Source organism: Pseudomonas sp. Je.1.5.c (genome assembly GCF_051129895.1).
Classification (GTDB): Bacteria; Pseudomonadota; Gammaproteobacteria; order Pseudomonadales; family Pseudomonadaceae; genus Aquipseudomonas; species Aquipseudomonas urmiensis.
In genome coordinates this window covers 92233-108958 of sequence record NZ_JBCPSP010000015.1, presented here as the reverse complement: position 1 = coordinate 108958, position 16726 = coordinate 92233, and the positions used below count along the sequence as shown (strand labels likewise).

The window sequence follows — 16726 nt, the reverse complement described above, 5'->3', positions numbered from 1 at the left end:
CGTGGGAGCGGGCTTGCCCCGCGATGGGTTCAACCCGGTTTCAGGCCAGGCTCTTGCTCACCACCTCATACACATCGCTGGACAGCGCCCCAGACGCCAGAATCCGCTCAAGCTCTGCCTTCATCAACGCCTGACGCGCAGCGTCATACTTGCGCCAGCGCGTCAGCGGCGCCAGCTGGCGCGAGGCAATCTGCGGGTTCAGCGCATTGAGCTCGATCACCAGGTCCGCCAGGAAGCGATAGCCAGAACCATCGGCCGCATGGAAGTTGACCAGGTTCTGCCCAGCAAAGGCGCCAATCAAGGCTCGCACCTTGTTCGGGTTCTTCAGGGTGAACGCCGGGTGCTGCATCAACGCCTTGACCCGCGCCAGGCCACCGGGCAGCGCGCTGGCCGCCTGGACGCTGAACCACTGGTCCATGACCAGCGGGTTGTCCTTGAAGTGCTCGGCGAAGGCCTCAAGCGCCTTGGCGCGCTCGGCTGCGAACGGCGAGTTGACCAGCACCGCCAACGCGGTCAGGCGCTCGGTCATGTTGTCACACTGCTCGAACTGCTCCAGGGTCGCCTCCAGCACCTGCGGCTTGGCGCTGAGCATCAGGTACGACAGCGCGATGTTCTGCAGGCTGCGACGGGCGAAGTGCTCGGCCGCAGCGACATAGGCAGTCTTGCGCGACACGTCGCGGTTGGCCTGATAACGCGTCCACAAGGCATCGAACAGCTGATCGGCGATCTGCTTGCGGGCGAACTCACGGGCGGCGTGGATCGCGTCGACGTCCGCCACCTGGCTGATCTCGGTCAGGTAAGCCTCACCTGGCAGCGAGAGCATTTCGGCGACCATCGCCGGATCCAGCGACTCATTGCCCAGCACCGTGCCCAGCGCGGTAATCAGACGTGGGTCGAGGGTGAGCGCTTCGCCACGCTGGTGCTGGCCGATCAGTTCCTGCAACACCTGCACCGACAACTGCTGGCCGGCCTCCCAGCGGTTGAAGCCGTCGCTGTCGTGCTGCATGAGGAACATCAGCTGATCGCGATCGTAGGGGAAGCTCAGCTTGACCGGCGCGCTGAAGCCACGCAGCAGCGAGGGCAACGGCTTGGCGGCAACGTCTTGGAAGGTGAAGGTCTGCTCGGCCTCGGTCAACGACAGCACGCGGCTGGTCCCCTGGGCAGCGGCTTCGCCTTGCAGACGCAGCGGCAGATCATTGCCCTGGGCATCCAGCAGGCCCAGGGCCACGGGGATCACGAACGGCAGTTTTTCTGCCTTGTCCGGGGTCTGCGGGCAGCTTTGGCGGAAGGTCAGGCTGTAGCACTGAGCAGCGGCGTCATAGGCCTCGCTGACCTCCAGGCGCGGCGTGCCGGCCTGGCTGTACCAGCGCTTGAACTGGGTCAGGTCGACGCCATTGGCGTCTTCCATGGCCTTGATGAAGTCATCGCAGGTCACTGCCTGGCCATCGTGGCGCTCGAAGTACAAGTCGCTGCCTTTGCGAAAGCCCTCGGCGCCGAGCAAGGTGCGGACCATGCCGACCACTTCAGCGCCCTTCTCGTACACCGTGAGGGTGTAGAAGTTGGAGATTTCGATGAAGCTGTCCGGGCGCACCGGATGAGCCATGGGCCCGGCGTCTTCGGCGAACTGGTGAGTGCGCAGGTAGGCGACGTCCTCGATGCGCTTGACCGTGCGCGAGTTCATGTCGGCGCTGAACTCGGCGTCGCGAAACACCGTGAAGCCTTCCTTGAGCGACAGCTGGAACCAGTCGCGGCAGGTCACGCGGTTGCCGGTCCAGTTGTGGAAGTACTCGTGCGCCACGACCCCTTCGACGCGCTGGTGGGCAGCGTCGGTGGCGGTTTCGGCACGGGCCAGCACACAGCTGGAGTTGAAGATGTTCAGGCCCTTGTTTTCCATGGCGCCCATGTTGAAGTCGTTGACCGCAACGATCATGAAGATGTCCAGGTCGTATTCACGGCCATAGACTTGTTCATCCCAGCGCATGGACTTCTTCAAGCTGGTCATGGCGTGTTCGCACTTGTCGAGGTTCTCTTCCTCGACATAGATGCGCAAGGTCACCTCACGGCCGGACTGACGGGTGAAGCTGTTCTCCACGCACCACAAGTCGCCAGCGACCAGGGCGAACAGGTAGGCCGGTTTCTTGAACGGGTCTTCCCAGGTCGCCCAATGCCGGCCGTCCTCACTCGGTCCGCTGCCGACCGGGTTACCGTTGGACAGCAACACCGGATAGCGATGCTGCTCGGCAATCACCGTGGTGGTGAACGTGCTCATCACATCCGGGCGGTCGAGGTAATAGGTGATCTTGCGAAAGCCCTCGGCCTCGCACTGGGTGCAGTACATCTTGCCCGACTTGTACAAGCCTTCCAGCGCAGTGTTGCTTTCCGGGTGGATCTTCACCGTGGTGTCGAGGGTGAAGCTATCGGCCTTGGGCTGCAGGGTCAGGCTGTCGTCGTCGATCTGGTAGTCGGCGGCGGACAGCGGCTGGTCATCCAGCTGCACGTTGAGCAGCTGCAACTGCTGGCCGTCGAGCACCAGCGGCGGCAGCCCGGCGCCACGCGCAGGGTTGCGGCGCATCACCAGTTGCGCATGGACCAGGCTGTGGTCCTCGAACAGCTCGAAGGTCAGGTGCGTCTCGTCGATCAGGTACTCGGGCGCCTGGTAGTCCTTGAGGTAGATCACTTGCGGTTGTTCGGTGCGCATGTGGCTGTCCTTTTTACTGATGCACGGCCAGCTGGTAGGCCGTGTATTTGCGAATATTGATCACGCCGGTGTCGAAAATCAGGTACTGACCCTTGATCCCGAGCAGGGTGCCTTCGGCGATCGGGTCCTTGTCGAGGTTGAAGCTGACGATCTTTTTCGGATAAGCCTCGACCGGATAACGCATCTCTACCACCTCTGCTTGCGGCAGCGGCTGGATCGCTTGCAGGCCAAAGCGCTCCTGCAAGGTGCGGATGCCATCGGCGCAGGCATCGAAGATCTGTTCGCGGATGGCAGGCAGGTCCAGCACCTGGGCATCGCCCTTGAGCAGGGTGCGCCAGTTGGTGCGATCGGGCACCTGGCTGCGCAGCACATCTTCGACCAGGCCGGATTGCTGGCGGGTGGCCACGCGCATGATCGGCAGGGCCTGGCTGGCGCCCTGGTCGAGCCAGCGGGTCGGCAGTTGGGTGGCGCGGGTGATGCCGACCTTGATCCCCGACGAGTTGGCCAGGTAGACCACATGGTCGGTCATGCAGAACTGCTCGCCCCAGGACGGCTCGCGGCAGGTGCCGGCGTCGTAGTGGCAGCGTTCAGGCGCCATGATGCACATGTCGCACTGGGCCAGCTTGGTCATGCATGGGTAGCAGTAGCCCTGGCTGAAGCTGGTCTTGGTGCGCTTGCCGCAATGGCTGCAGTGGATAGCACCGAGGTATTCCAGGCGCAGCGACTTGCCGATCAGCGGATTGACTGGCACGTGCTGTTCGCCGAGGCGAAAGCTGTACTGCACGACCGGTGCTTCAAGACGCACCGCCATCTTGCTCAAAGAGCCACGAGCGAGTTCGATCAATGTACCGAGTCCGACTTGAACAGAATGTTAGCGATCGGTGCGGATTTCGATGCGCACTCCTGCGGGCCCATGTAACCGGTGCGCTGTTCTTCGGGCAGGTTTTGCATCTCCCAGGCGATCACCGCCTGCAGCGACAGCTCTTTCTGCTCGACGGTGAGCTTGCGCCCGTCAGCCCATTTACCCAGTTCCACCGCCGTTTTCAGGCTCTGGTAGATTTCCGGGGTGATGTTTTCGATCATTTGCGCGAAGGTGGACATAGGGTCTCCTGAATCAAGCCGACAGTTTACGCCGGGCAAGGCCACCGCCCAAGAGGCCAGCGAGGCATCCGATGAGCAGGCCGCCGACATGCGCGGCGTTGGCGATCTGGCCGAAGCCGAGTTGGCTGATGACGCCCGACAGGCATACCACCAGCCAGATGAGCATCATCACCAGCACGCCCTTGGGCAGGCTGTAATGAGGGTTGGGCGCCAGCCACTGATAGAGCCAGACATAGCCGAGCAGCCCATACAACACGCCAGACAAGCCACCAAACAGGCTCGGCCCGCCCACGTAGTGCTGGGCCAGGTTGGATACCAGGCTGAACAACAGGGTCAGGCTCAATAACACCCATGGCCCCTGGCGCAGTTCGATGCGCTTGCCCAGCTCCCAGTACCACAGGCCGTTCATCGCCAGGTGCAGCACGCCGAAGTGCAGCAGCATCGGCGACACCAGCCGCCACCATTGGCCTTCGGCCAGGCCCTGGGCCAGAGAGGTGAAGTACAGGTATTCACCCTGCACGCGAAAATCGAGGAAGGTGAACCAGCCGATAGTCGACAGGTTGTCGCCAAGGCCGGTGAGCCCGGCGACCACCACGCACAGCAGCAGGACCCCGGCCGTGACCTTGCAGGCCCGGGCCTGTTCGGCCAGTGACGGGCGCTGCGGCAGATTGGCCTGGGCCTCGGCCGGCAGTTCGATCTGGTCATTGCCTTCGGGGTAGCGCTGGTACAGCTGGCGCACATCTTCAGCAAGGTTCGGCGGTGCCCACAGCACTTGCTCCTGGCCCTCCTCGACCACCCGATGGGGCACCTGCAGACGGCGCAGCAGGCCGACGAAACCACTGAGGTCGACCGCCAACGGCAAGCGCAGCACTTCGATCACGTTCATTGATTGGCCTGTGGGCGGTCGACATCGACCCAGACGAACTTGTGGGGGTCGATGCGGGTTTCATCATCCAACCGGTATGCCACCAGCTTGCCGTAGAGCACGGCGCTGTAGTCCAGACAGGCCAGGTTGGGGCGGATCGGCGCGGGCCGGCCGCTGCGCCAGTAATGGCCGACGAACAGCAACGGCTCGTCTTCGTCGTAGCGCAGCAGGGCATTTTTCTGGGTGTGACTGAGCGGCGTACTGGCCACAGCGTCAGGCAAGGCATCGGGCTGGAAGACGATATCGCCGTAGGTTTGCGGGTCTTCTTCCCAGAACTTGGTACGGAAAAAGGCCCGGGTCAGGCCGTCGCCGCCGGTCAGGGTCAAGCCGTCCGGCAGGCGCATGTCGGTACCACGCAACAGGCGGTTGCACACGGTCGAGGCGAAGCTGCCGGACACTGCCGAGGCCTGGACGAAATGCTCGTCGATGCAACCTCGGGGGTACTGCTGACGCAGGGGCTCGATCAGACGTGGGTCCCAGCAGGCGTGCACCAGGCGGAACCGACCCGCGTCGACGAACAGCGGCAGCTCATAGAACCAGTCGAGAAAATCATGCCAGTCGGCCGGATGCTGGGCGAACTGGGTCAGGGTTTCATCGATCAGCCGCGCATGGCGCGGGGTGTGCTCGCGCACGAACGTCTTGCCACTGCCCGGCAGCGCCGGGGTGACCCAGGCCAGGGCGTTGTATTCATGGTTGCCCATGATGCAGAACGCCTGGCCGGCCTCGACCATGTCGTGGACGATATGCAGCGCCTCACGGATGCGCGGGCCGCGGTCGACGATGTCGCCGAGGAACAGCGCCTGGCGCCTTGGATGCCGCCAGACACCCGCCACGCGCTTGTAGCCGAGGGTGTCGAGCAGGCGTTCGAGGGTCTGTGCACAGCCATGCACGTCGCCGATGATGTCGAAACTTCGCGCCGGATCGAGCATCAGTCGCCTCCACCTCCCAGGCGGCTGCCCCAGCCGAGTTTGGTGCGGCAGACCTCGTAGTAATTGTGGTCGAGCGGATGGATCAGGCGCAGTTTCTGCGGCTTTTTACTCACCGTGATGGTATCGCCCGGGGCGCAGGTGAAGTGGTTCTGGCCATCACAGGACACCTGCGGATAGATCTGCAGGTCTTGCGAGACGACGATCTTCAGCTCGCTGTTGCCATCGACCACGATCGGCCGCCCCGACAAGGTGTGCGGATACATCGGCACGATGACGATGGCGTCGAGCTTGGGATGCATGATCGGCCCACCGGCCGACAGGGCGTAGGCGGTGGAGCCGGTCGGGGTGGCGACGATCAGGCCGTCGGCCTTCTGGCTGCAGACGAACTGCCCGTCGATGTAGATCTCGAACTCGATCATCCGCGTCGACTTGCCGGGGTGCAGCACCACGTCGTTGAGCGCATCGCCCTGGCCGATGGCCTCGCCGTGGCGACGCACTTCGGCTTGCAGCAAAAAGCGGTTTTCCACCAGGTAATGGCCGTCGAGCACCTCGGCGACCTTGACCTCCAGTTCATCCGGGCGGATGTCGGTGAGAAAGCCCAGGCTGCCACGGTTGATGCCCAGTACCGGGATGTTGTGCCGGGCCAAGGCGCGGGCGGCGCCCAGCAGACTGCCATCGCCGCCGACCACGATGACCAGGTCGCAGACCTCGCCGAGCAGTTTGCGCGTGGAGGTCTGCAGGCCGTGGCCGGGCAGCACTTCGGCGATGGTGTCCTCGAGGATCACGTGCAGATGGCGGTCGAGGAGGAATTTTTTCAGTCGGCGGATGGTGTCGAGCACCTGGGAGCTGCCAAGGCGGCCGATGATACCGATATTGCGAAATTGCTCCATGGTGCTCCTGCAAGGCTCTGCGGCGGGTAACGATAACGAGGATTATGGGCGAAACGACCGGCCAGCGGCAAACCGGCTATGCTCGCAGGATGACGCCGTTCGCCGACCTGAGCGACCTGCCCCGCCAACTGCAGCGCCCACACGTGCGCGATCTGGCCTGGGCGATACTGTCGCCCCCCCTGCTGGACGACCCGCCCTGCCCCCAGCGCCACCCGCTGGCGGCCAGTGCCTGGGCCGCGGACCCACAGCGCCTGGCCCACTGGCTGCGGACGCTGGATCGCGACGAGCACGCCTTGCGCGACTGGCTGGCGCGGCTCACCAGCCGGCGCCTGGGCCTGTACTACGAAAGTCTTTGGCAATTTGCCCTGAGCCACGCCCCAGGCGTCGAGTTGCTGGCCGCCAACCTGGCCATCCGCGAGGGCGGACACACGCTTGGCGAGCTGGACATCCTGCTGCGCGACTGCCAAGGCGTGCACCATCTGGAGTTGGCGATCAAGCTCTACCTCGGCCCGCCTGGGGGCGATGGGCATGATCCGGCGCACTGGCTTGGCCCCGGCTGCCACGACCGCCTGGACCTTAAGCTGGCGCATCTGCTCGGGCATCAATTGCCGATCTCGGCTCGCCCGCAAAGCCGCGCGATTCTGGCAACGCTGGGGGTGAGCGAGGTGCAGGCGCATCTATGGCTGGGGGGGTATCTGTTCTACCCAAGCCCTGGGCATACGCAGCCACCGGCAGGCGCCAATGCCCAGCATCTGCGCGGGCGCTGGCTGCATCGGCGGGATTGGATGGCTTATCGCTCGCGCCTGGCGGACGGCCGTTGGCAGCCCTTGGCCCGGCATGAATGGCTGGCACCGGCGCGCATCGAGCAGCCAGCGTGCTGGACAGCCGAGCGCTTTGATGGCTGGTTGGCCCAGCTCGATGGCTTTGCTCCGGCGCAGTTGCTGGTCAGGCTGGAGCAAGGTGAGGATGGCGTTTGGCAGGAGGTGGAGCGGGTGTTTCTGGTGGTTGACAGTTGGCCGCACCTGCCTGATTGAAGGGTTGAGTGGACCGGCCTCATCGCGGGGCAAGCCCGCTCCTACAAGGAACTCAGCGGCCGGTCCACTCGACACCCATCTACTGGCTGTCAGGACGCATCAGCCACCGGCTCCGCCTGCGGGCAATGCGCCTGCGGATCGGCCGGCCAGAGCACCTTGCCCTTGCCATCGACCACCTGCTCAGCCCCGCACGGCAGTCGATTGGTGTCGAACACCACACTGCCATCCAGGCGATACAGCGCGCGCAAGCTGCGCACGGCATCGTCGCCATTACCCTGCACCTGATAGGCAAAGATCGCCCCACGCGCTTCATCGACTCGCACGTCCTGCCACTTGGCCGGCACCAGCAGCTTGCCATCGAGGTTGTACAGCGCGCGGTTGGCGTCGTCCGTGCTGCCTTCGGCAGCGAGCAGATGATGCTGGTCGGCCGTGAGCTTGACCGCCACGAACTGCTCCGGCTTGATCAACACCTTGCCCTTGGCGTCCATCACACCCACGGTCTGCACCGGACTGTCCATGCCAAAGACCTTGATAGATTTGCTTGGTGACTGGGCCTCGGAGAAGGCGAAGCGCTCTGACGTGATCACCCCGATCTGCCTGTAGCTGGGCTGGAACACTACCGTGCCCTGGTCCAGGTCGACGGTGCCGTAGGTGGCCAAAAATGCGCTCTGCAGCTTACCGATGTGATTGAAGCCTGGGCGATGCCCGCTCATGCCAAGCACACCCAGGCCTGCATCACCGATCGAGTCGTACTGCGGCTCGATCAGCCATTTGCCGGTGTGATCGATCATGCCGGCCTTGCCGCGACCTTGTTCGGTGCGGCGCAGCTGCACCATGCCAGCGCTCTTGCCGAAGGTTTCACAGGTCTCGAAGGTGGCCTGGATGACCACCTTGCCTTGGTAGTCGAGATAACCGCAGGCGCTGTCGTAGGCGGTCTTGAACGCCACCAGCCCGCCACCAGGGGTACCCAGCGAGTACTGACCGATCGGGATCAGCAGATTGCCCGCAGCATCGGCCAGCCCCACGCCAGTGACGCCTTCCTTGGCGACCACCAGATGCCCATCGGCAGCGCTTTCGATGCTGTCGAACTCAAGTTTCTGCAGCACCTTGCTGGCCAGGTTGTAACCCCAGCTTTGGCCATCGTGTTCAGCCAGCACCCAATTGCCGCGCTTGGTGAAATCGTCACGCACCACCATCGAGTCGAACAGTGGTTCGCTGACCTTCTCGCCAGTGACACTGAGGATGCCGCGCTTTTGGTTGACTTCGTAGACGATGAAATCGTTGTCGCCGCCGACGAAGACATCATCGAAAACTGCTGGCTGGACTTCCTTGCCCTGCTCATCCATGACCCCGACCTTGCCCTCGCGCACGAAGCCGAAGTAGCCCGGAGTCAGGCTGTACAACTCGTCGGTGAAGTTGGCTTTGAGCACCTGCTTGCCATCGCCACTGGCCAGGTTCCAGTAACCGTCGCGGCCAAAAATGAAGCTGTCGGCCATGGGTTGGGCGTAGATCGCCTGGTAATCGTTGTCCGGCCCTACGCGCAGCGCACCGGTCTGGTCGAGCACCGCGCATTGATCGTTGACGCAGACCGGGATGGTCATTGCGCTAATCGGCTTGAGCGCCTCGGGGGTCTGCTGGCAGCCCAGCAGCAGCGTGGAAAAGGTCGAGTACAGCGCTGCCTTGGCGGCAGTCGGGAGGTGTTTCATTTACACAGAATCCTTGTGCGATAGGTGAAGCGGATACGCCAGAGTCAATAGCTCAGTGCCATCATCCAGTTTGCTATGTCGGCAACGATTACCCGATCTGAAGCAAAGAAATATTCCAGCCAGCGGTTAGAGTTAAGCCAGGTGCCAGCAAGAGCGCCGTTTTCGACCTGATGACCTGAACAAGAGGACCGCCCATGCTGTCATCCACCCCCACGCCACACTACGCACGCCTGTCGATCGCCCTGCACTGGCTGATGCTGGTGCTGCTGGCAGCCGTGTACGCCTGCATCGAGCTACGCGGCCTGTTCCCCAAGGACAGCGCCGAGCGCAACCTGATGAAAGACCTGCACTTCATGCTGGGCCTGACGGTGTTCGTGCTGGTCTGGCTGCGCCTGGCCATGCGCGCGCTGCACCCGGCACCCGCGATCGTGCCCAAGCCCCCGGCCTGGCAGACGGGCCTTGGCCACCTGGTTCACGCGCTGCTGTACCTGATGATGATCGGCCTGCCGCTGGCCGGCTGGCTGATTCTCAGCGCGGCGGACAAGCCGATTCCGTTCTATGGGCTGGAGCTGCCCGCGCTGATTGGCGCCGACCCGGATCAGGCCAAGTTCATCAAGGGCTGGCACGAGCGGATTGGCAGTTGGGGCTATTGGCTGATCGGCCTGCATGCCCTGGCCGGGCTGTATCACCACTATGTACGGCGCGACAACACCCTGCTGCGCATGCTGCCCTACAAGTAACCGCGGCGGCCCTGCAGCCCGCCTGTGTGCACGAAGATCAGGCGGCTGCCGGGGGCAAACAAACCTGCCTCGGCGTGCTCACGCAGGGCCAGCAGGGCCTTGCCGGTGTACAGGGCTTCGAGCGGCAGGCCGCTGTCGCGCTCGGTTCGCTCGATGAAGGCCAGCAGCTCGGGATCAATGCGGGCAAAGCCGCCACGGCAGGCATCGTGCAACTGGTAGCCGCTTTCGCCGACCAGGCCTGCGACCGTCTGCGCAACGCCGTGATCAGCGGGCACAGCCAGCGCCCCGTGTACCTGGCGCCTGCCCGCCTCGGCCAGGACCAGGCCGGCCAAGGTCGTGCCAGTCCCTGCTGCGAGCCACCAGCCATCGTAATCATCCCAGCCTAGCGCACCCAACTGGGCCTGCGCCTGCTCGACGATAAGCCGGCAGCCCTGCGCGCCTGCCAGGCCACCTCCGCCTTCGGGGATGCACTGCCAGCCTGGATAACGCGCCTGCCACGGCGCCCAGAACCCCGGCTCATTGCGCGCGCGGTAGCCGCCATAGCCGAGCCAGTGCAGGTGCATGCCCAGGGCTTGCAGATCGCGCACGGTTGGCGTGTCTTGCGGATGGCCGCGAAGCAGGCCGGCGGTGGCGAAGCCAAAGCGTTTGCCGGCAGCGGCAAGGGCGTGCAGATGGTTGGAATGGTTGCCGCCGAGGCCGATCAGCCCGGGGGCTTGGGCGTTTTTAGCCTGGATCAGGTGATCGCGCAGCTTGAACCACTTGTTGCCGCTGATCAGCGGGTCGATCAGGTCCAGGCGCAAGACCGCTGCCTGGATGCGGGCGTGGTCGAGCCATGGGATTGGCAACGGTTGCAGTGGGGCGATGGGGAGACAGTCGAAATCAGCAATCATGGCGCGAGTCTATCAGTTGCCTGGGCCGATGCCATCGCGGGGCAAGCCCGCTCCCACAGAGGTTGTGAAGATCCCTGCAAGAGCGGGCTTGCCCCGCTTAGTCAGCCCAGATGCCTACAGCTCAGCCGCCAAGCGCGAGCCTTGATTGATCGCCCGCTTGGCATCCAACTCAGCTGCCACATCGGCGCCGCCGATCAGGTGCACCGACTGCCCCGCCGCAACCAAGCCTTGGTGCAATTCGCGCATTGGCTCCTGGCCTGCGCAGATCACCACGTTATCCACCGCCAACACCTGCGGCTCGCCATCGCCGATGCGCACATGCAGGCCGTCGTCATCGATCCCGAGGTATTCGACACTGTTGAGCATCTGCACCTGTTTGTTCTTCAAACCCGTGCGGTGAATCCAGCCAGTGGTCTTGCCCAGGCCATCGCCGACCTTGGTTTTCTTGCGTTGCAGCAGGTACACCTGGCGCGCCGGCGCATGTGGCTGGGCCTTGATCCCGGCAACGCCGCCACGGGCTTGCAGGTGGGCATCGATACCCCACTCTTTCCAGAACGCTTCACGGTCCTGGCTGGTGGCCACGCCCTTGTGTACCAGGTACTCGGAAACGTCAAAACCAATCCCGCCCGCGCCAATCACTGCCACGCGGTTACCCACCGGCTTGCGCTCGAGCAGCACGTCCAGGTAGTTGAGCACCTTGGCGTGGTCGATGCCGGGGATGGCTGGGTTGCGGGGGGAGATACCGGTGGCGAGGATGATCTCGTCAAAGCCGGCGGACACCAGCTCATCGACGCCCACCCGGGTATTGAGGCGCAGCTCGACCCCAGTGGATTTCACTTTGTTGGCAAAGTAGCGCAGGGTCTCGAAGAATTCTTCCTTGCCCGGCACCCGCTTGGCCACGTTGAACTGCCCGCCAACTTCGCCCGCCGCATCGAACAGGGTCACCTGGTGACCACGCTCGGCGGCCACGGTGGCGGCGGCCAGCCCAGCCGGGCCGGCGCCGACTACCGCGATGCGCTTGGCCTGGGCCACCGGCAGGTAGTTGAGCTCGGTTTCGTGGCAGGCCCGTGGGTTGACCAGGCAACTGGTCAACTTGCCGCCAAAGGTGTGGTCCAGGCAGGCCTGGTTGCAGCCGATGCAGGTATTGATCAGATCAGCACGGCCAGCAGCGGCCTTGTTGACGAAGTCTGGGTCGGCCAGGAACGGCCGGGCCATGGACACCATGTCGGCATCGCCTTCGGCCAGCACCGCTTCGGCCACTTCCGGGGTGTTGATGCGGTTGGTGGTGATCAGCGGAATCTGCACCTCGCCGCGCAATTTGGCGGTGACCTTGCTGAAGGCCGCGCGCGGTACTTTGGTGGCGATGGTCGGAATCCGCGCCTCGTGCCAGCCGATGCCGGTGTTGATCAGGGTGGCGCCGGCCTTTTCGATGGCCTTGGCCAACAGCACGATCTCGTCCCAGCTGCTGCCGCCCTCGACCAAGTCGAGCATCGACAGGCGGAAAATGATGATGAAGTTCGGTCCTACCGCTGCACGCACGCGGCTGACGATCTCGATCGCCAGACGCATGCGGTTCTCGTAGCTGCCACCCCAACGGTCGGTGCGATGGTTGGTGTGCGCGGCGAGGAACTGGTTGATGAAGTAGCCTTCCGAACCCATGATCTCGACGCCGTCGTAGCCAGCGCGTTGGGCGAGCGCTGCGCAGTTGACGAAGTCGTGGATCTGCTTCTCGATGCCCTCCTCGTCCAGCTCCTTGGGCTTGAACGGGTTGATCGGCGCTTGAATGGCGCTGGGTGCCACCTGCCGCGGACTATAGGCGTAGCGCCCAGCGTGGAGGATCTGCAAACAGATCTTGCCGTCTGCCGCGTGCACGGCGTCGGTGACGATGCGGTGCTTGTCGGCTTCTTCCTCGGTGCTCAGCTTGGCCGCGCCCGAGTACACCCCACCTTCATCGTTGGGGGCAATGCCGCCGGTGACCATCAAGCCGACTCCGCCACGGGCGCGCTCGGCAAAGTACGCCGCCATGCGCTCGAAGCCGCCTGGGCGCTCTTCGAGGCCGGTGTGCATCGACCCCATCAGGGTGCGGTTGCGCAGCGTGGTGAAGCCCAGGTCCAACGGGGCGAGCAGGTGCGGGTAACGGTCGGCGGCCATGGATGTACTCCCCATGTGGCGTGATCACGGTATGCGGGTGCCTCACGTACCATGCGGGCCCCGTCGTTTATCTGGTGACGACATTAAACAGCCGTTTGAACCGGCTCAATGATCGAAACTGACAACTTATTGATCCTGCTGCACAGCAGGTCTACCCTAGGACACCTTTGTTCCGATGGTGCCTGACCGCTTCATGCGCAAACTCCTGGCAAGCGCCCTGGCGCTGGTGATGATCGCCGCCCTGTGTGGCTATGGTTTCTGGACCCTGCAGCGTCCGGAAGGCCACTACCTCTCCGATTTGCGCATCGAACTGGCGCTCAACCAGGGCGTGCCGGGCGAACACGGCAACCTGCTGGGCGTCGAGCCGCAGCTCAACCCCAGTGATTACCAGAACCTGCAACGCCTGCACCGCAAGCTGTCGGCCTATCTGCAGCAGGCGCGCGGCCAAGGCTTGATCAATTCGCGCACAGTGGTCGTGCTGCCAGAACACATCGGCACCTGGTTGTGGGCGCGCGGCGAAAAAAACCAGCTGTACCAGGTCACCCAGCAGCGCGAGGCAGTGCAGTGGCTGGAGTTGAGCAACCCGCTGCGCTATGGCTTGGCCATGCTCTGGGCCACCGGCGATGATCGCCGCGCCGACGCCCATCTACGGATGAAGGCCGGGCAAATGGCCGCCGACTACCAGGCCCTGTTTGGCGGCCTGGCCAAGGAGTTCGGCGTCACCCTGGTGGCGGGCTCGATCGTGTTGCCGGCCCCTTACGTGGAAAAAGGTGTGCTGTACGCAGGCAACGGCCCGCTGTTCAACAGCAGCCTGGTGTTCGGCAGCAATGGCGCCGTGCTCGGTCAGCCACAACTGCAGCAATTCCCCGACAGCGAGGTGCGCCGCTACATTCATGACGGTCGCAAGCACCCCCTGCAAGTGATTCAGACCCCCGCAGGCCGGCTTGGCGTGCTGGTGGGCAGCGACAGTTGGTACCCAGAAAACTACCGCCAGCTGGCTGGGCAGTCGGTGCAGTTGATCGCCAATCCGGTGTTTCTCAGCGGCAAGGGCAGCTGGAGTGCACCTTGGCGCGGTAACCGCCATCAGGATGCTGCCGCCGACCTGCCGGTGCAGCGCGGCGAGGTCAGCGAGCAGACGGCCTGGCAGCAACTGACCTTGGCCGCCAACGCTGGCATCACCAGCATGAGCGTATTCCTGCGCGGCCAGTTCTGGGAGCTGGGCGGCGATGGCCAAGGTTTTGCCAACCATGCTGGCGAGCAGCTGGCCGGCAGCCAGCACCCTGGTGCGCGCTTGCTCAACCTGTGGTTGTGACCGATGCCGCGCCCCCGCGTACGCCTGGGTGACCTTTCGGTAGGTTTCGTCCAGCCGCTGGCCGAGGCATTGCGCCAGTCAGGCCACGACCCGCTGCCGCTGCTGCAACGCTATGGGCTGGATGCGGCGCGCGTTGCCGAGCCCTGCGCACGCCTGTCGATCCCGCGCTACATGCACCTGGGGCATGCCGCCATCGAGCTCAGTGGCGATCCAGCGCTGGGCCTGCGCATGGGGCAACTGAGCCGCCTGGCTCAGGCGGGCCTGGCTGGCGTCACTGCGGCCCAGGCACCCAGCGTAGGTGAAGCTGCGCGTACCTTGCTGCGCTACGAGCCGCTGTATGCGGCCAACTATCGCGGCCGCTCGCTGTTCATCGAGGACGCTCAGGGTGCCTGGCTGCGCTTCTACTCGATCAGCCCCTACAACGGCTACAACCGCTTCGTAGTCGACTCGCTGCTGGCCGGCTGGCTGGCCCAGCTGGGTCAGTTGGCAGGCATACAGGTGTTGGCCGAGCGCATGGACATCGAATTCGATGCCCCGCACTATGCAAGCCAGTACCAAGCCCTGTGCAGCAACAACGTGCAGTTCGGCGCGGCGCACAATCAATTGCGCCTGAGCCGAGAAACGCTGTCGCTGGTCAATCCCCAGCACTGCCCCAGCACCTGGCAGCACCTGTTACAGCTGTGCGAGGCAGAACTCGCCCAGCGTACCCGTGTGCGTAGCCTTGGCGAGCGCATTACCCATCTGCTCGGGCCATTGCTCAATGGCGGCCGGGAACCTGACCTGGAAGAGGTGGCGCAGCATCTGGAACTGCCAACCTGGACCTTGCGGCGCAAGCTGGCCGAAGAAGGCACGCGGTTTCGCAACCTGCTCAACGACACGCGGCGCGACTTGGCCGAGACCTATATCCGCGACACGGAACTGGCCTTTGGCGAGATCGCCTATCTGTTGGGGTTTGCCTCGGCTGAGGCCTTCCAGCGCGCATTCAAGCGTTGGACGGGCCTGACGCCGGGAGAGTTTCGCCGCAATCAGCGGCGCACCGGCTAGAGCTCGGTGGCGTCGTCGGTAGGTTCCGGGATGTCCAGTTCGTAGGCCTGGAATTCGAGCAGTTCTTCTTGATAATCGTCCATCGCCCTACGTCCTCTTCACTCATGATTTGTTTGGTGTCCAGGCCAAGCTAAGCCGGCCGGATGAACCATTGATGACAGTCTTATGAGTGGTAAACGTAGCAGGGGTTCGACACGTTATCAGGGGCAAGCTGTAACAGAAGTTTATGCGCTAGCAGCGCCGGCCTTTTCGCGGGCAAGCCCGCTCCCACAGGTACCGCGCTGGCTTCGAACTCAACGGGGTGCCTGTGGGAGCGGGCTTGCCCGCGAAGAGGCCGGCACCGCCCCGTGATCAATTAAAGCGGCGCAGGAGCCGGCTCAGTGGCGGGAGCCTGTTGCTGCACTTGGATTGGCGTAGCCTCGCTAGGCGGCGCAATCGGCTGGGAGCCCTGACTGTCATCCACCGCCGGCGCTGGCTGAACTTCACTGGCAGGCGCAACTGCGGCAGGCGGTGGGGGCGCAATGGGCTCAGTCGCAGGCGCTGCAATCGGTGCCTCGACCGGTGCTGTAGCCGCAGGCTGCTCGCTGGCGGCAACCGCAGGCGTGCCCTGCGGTGCTGGCGCCAAGGCGGAAGGTGCCTGCTCAGGCAGGCCCAAGGCCGGTGCTGGTTTGTCAGCTTTCGGCGCCTCAGCCTGGGGCTGGGCCTTCTTGGTTTTCTTCGGTTTGGGCAGGAAGCTTTCGACCAAGGCGAAATAACGCTCGTAGAACTGCGGCGCAGTCACCGTCTCGCTGGCAACCTTGACCATGGAGTCGTCGCTAGAGCCAATGGGCATCGACACCGAGCCCAATACACCGACGCCAAGGCTGGCAGAGGTGTTGGATTTTTTCAGCGCATAGCGATCCTGCAGGGCGTTGGCGAACATGGTCGAGCGCTGTTCGTCGCTGCTGTCAGGCGCGCAGGTGACGTTGAAGCTGATCTGCAGGTGGTTTTCGCTGTTCTGCTGAAAGCTTTTGTTGCCAGCGATCTGATTGGCACCGCTGCTGGTGATGATGTAGCCCTGGCTGAGCAAGGCACGACGGGCGGCCTCGCAGGAGCCGGCTTCACTGACCGGGAAGCTGCGCGAGAAGGTGCCCGAGTCATCGAAGTTCTCGTGCTCGTAGACTGCGGTTTTTTTCGAGGAGCAACCGGATACGCCCGCCAGCACAAGGGCCAGCCCGAGCGCACCGAAGACGGATGATCTGGACATCTTAGATACCGGAAAAAGACGAATGGCGCCTATTGTGCATCACATCACCCGGTACTGAAA

Annotated in this window: 14 protein-coding genes; 4 read left to right on the top strand and 10 right to left on the bottom strand. The window is 63.8% G+C overall.

Annotation, left to right across the window (positions count from 1 at the left end; all coding sequences use genetic code 11):
* Nucleotides 1-40: 40 nt before the first annotated feature.
* The 6 genes from pepN to AAZU54_RS13675 are packed head-to-tail and all read right to left on the bottom strand — an operon-like array spanning nt 41 to nt 6543.
* Nucleotides 41-2698, bottom strand: a complete 2658-nt coding sequence (gene pepN / locus AAZU54_RS13700; protein ID WP_434727275.1) for an aminopeptidase N — start codon at nt 2696-2698, stop codon at nt 41-43.
* Between the two features lie 13 nt (nt 2699-2711).
* Nucleotides 2712-3542 (bottom strand): DUF2797 domain-containing protein, encoded by an 831-nt coding sequence (locus AAZU54_RS13695; protein ID WP_186557289.1) that lies wholly within the window; start codon nt 3540-3542, stop codon nt 2712-2714.
* Nucleotides 3539-3799 carry a YeaC family protein gene (locus AAZU54_RS13690; protein WP_186557290.1) on the bottom strand — a complete coding sequence of 87 codons (261 nt, stop codon included), beginning with the start codon at nt 3797-3799 and terminating at the stop codon, nt 3539-3541. Before AAZU54_RS13690 ends, AAZU54_RS13695 begins: the two co-directional genes overlap by 4 nt.
* Nucleotides 3800-3812: 13 nt before the next feature.
* On the bottom strand, nt 3813-4685 hold the full coding sequence (locus AAZU54_RS13685; protein WP_312154681.1) for a rhomboid family intramembrane serine protease: 873 nt from the start codon (nt 4683-4685) through the stop codon (nt 3813-3815).
* The gene (locus tag AAZU54_RS13680) at nt 4682-5653 is read right to left on the bottom strand and encodes a metallophosphoesterase (RefSeq protein ID WP_312154682.1); all 972 of its coding nucleotides are present in this window, start codon (nt 5651-5653) and stop codon (nt 4682-4684) included. Before AAZU54_RS13680 ends, AAZU54_RS13685 begins: the two co-directional genes overlap by 4 nt.
* A complete protein-coding gene (locus tag AAZU54_RS13675; protein WP_119139528.1) occupies nt 5653-6543 on the bottom strand; it encodes an NAD(+) kinase in 891 nt (296 codons plus the stop codon). Before AAZU54_RS13675 ends, AAZU54_RS13680 begins: the two co-directional genes overlap by 1 nt.
* Before the next feature lie 44 nt (nt 6544-6587).
* On the opposite strand from AAZU54_RS13675, the gene AAZU54_RS13670 reads away from it, so the two are divergent.
* The gene (locus AAZU54_RS13670; protein ID WP_434727274.1) at nt 6588-7577 is read left to right on the top strand and encodes a DUF1853 family protein; all 990 of its coding nucleotides are present in this window, start codon (nt 6588-6590) and stop codon (nt 7575-7577) included.
* 89 nt (nt 7578-7666) lie between these two features.
* Here the strand turns inward: AAZU54_RS13670 and AAZU54_RS13665 are convergent, their stop codons facing one another.
* Entirely contained in the window at nt 7667-9283 is a 1617-nt protein-coding gene (locus AAZU54_RS13665) for a WG repeat-containing protein (RefSeq protein ID WP_405128823.1), read from the bottom strand.
* Nucleotides 9284-9477: 194 nt separating this feature from the next.
* Between AAZU54_RS13665 and AAZU54_RS13660 the strand changes: the two genes are divergently transcribed.
* Entirely contained in the window at nt 9478-10023 is a 546-nt protein-coding gene (locus AAZU54_RS13660) for a cytochrome b (RefSeq protein ID WP_186557295.1), read from the top strand.
* On the opposite strand, the gene AAZU54_RS13655 is transcribed toward AAZU54_RS13660, so the two are convergent.
* Nucleotides 10014-10913, bottom strand: coding sequence for a 1-aminocyclopropane-1-carboxylate deaminase/D-cysteine desulfhydrase (locus tag AAZU54_RS13655; protein ID WP_189661970.1), 900 nt, complete (start codon nt 10911-10913; stop codon nt 10014-10016). The genes AAZU54_RS13660 and AAZU54_RS13655 overlap by 10 nt on opposite strands.
* Nucleotides 10914-11027: 114 nt before the next feature.
* Nucleotides 11028-13064: an NADPH-dependent 2,4-dienoyl-CoA reductase gene (locus AAZU54_RS13650; protein ID WP_312154864.1), complete on the bottom strand. Its 2037-nt coding sequence runs from the start codon at nt 13062-13064 to the stop codon at nt 11028-11030.
* 193 nt (nt 13065-13257) lie between these two features.
* On the opposite strand from AAZU54_RS13650, the gene AAZU54_RS13645 reads away from it, so the two are divergent.
* Nucleotides 13258-14376: a carbon-nitrogen hydrolase family protein gene (locus AAZU54_RS13645; RefSeq protein ID WP_312154863.1), complete on the top strand. Its 1119-nt coding sequence runs from the start codon at nt 13258-13260 to the stop codon at nt 14374-14376.
* 3 nt (nt 14377-14379) lie between these two features.
* Complete coding sequence (locus AAZU54_RS13640) at nt 14380-15420, top strand: AraC family transcriptional regulator (RefSeq protein WP_186557298.1); 1041 nt, start codon at nt 14380-14382, stop codon at nt 15418-15420.
* A 355-nt stretch (nt 15421-15775) separates the two neighbouring features.
* On the opposite strand, the gene AAZU54_RS13635 is transcribed toward AAZU54_RS13640, so the two are convergent.
* Complete coding sequence (locus AAZU54_RS13635) at nt 15776-16666, bottom strand: DUF2242 domain-containing protein (protein ID WP_434727273.1); 891 nt, start codon at nt 16664-16666, stop codon at nt 15776-15778.
* Nucleotides 16667-16726: the final 60 nt, after the last annotated feature.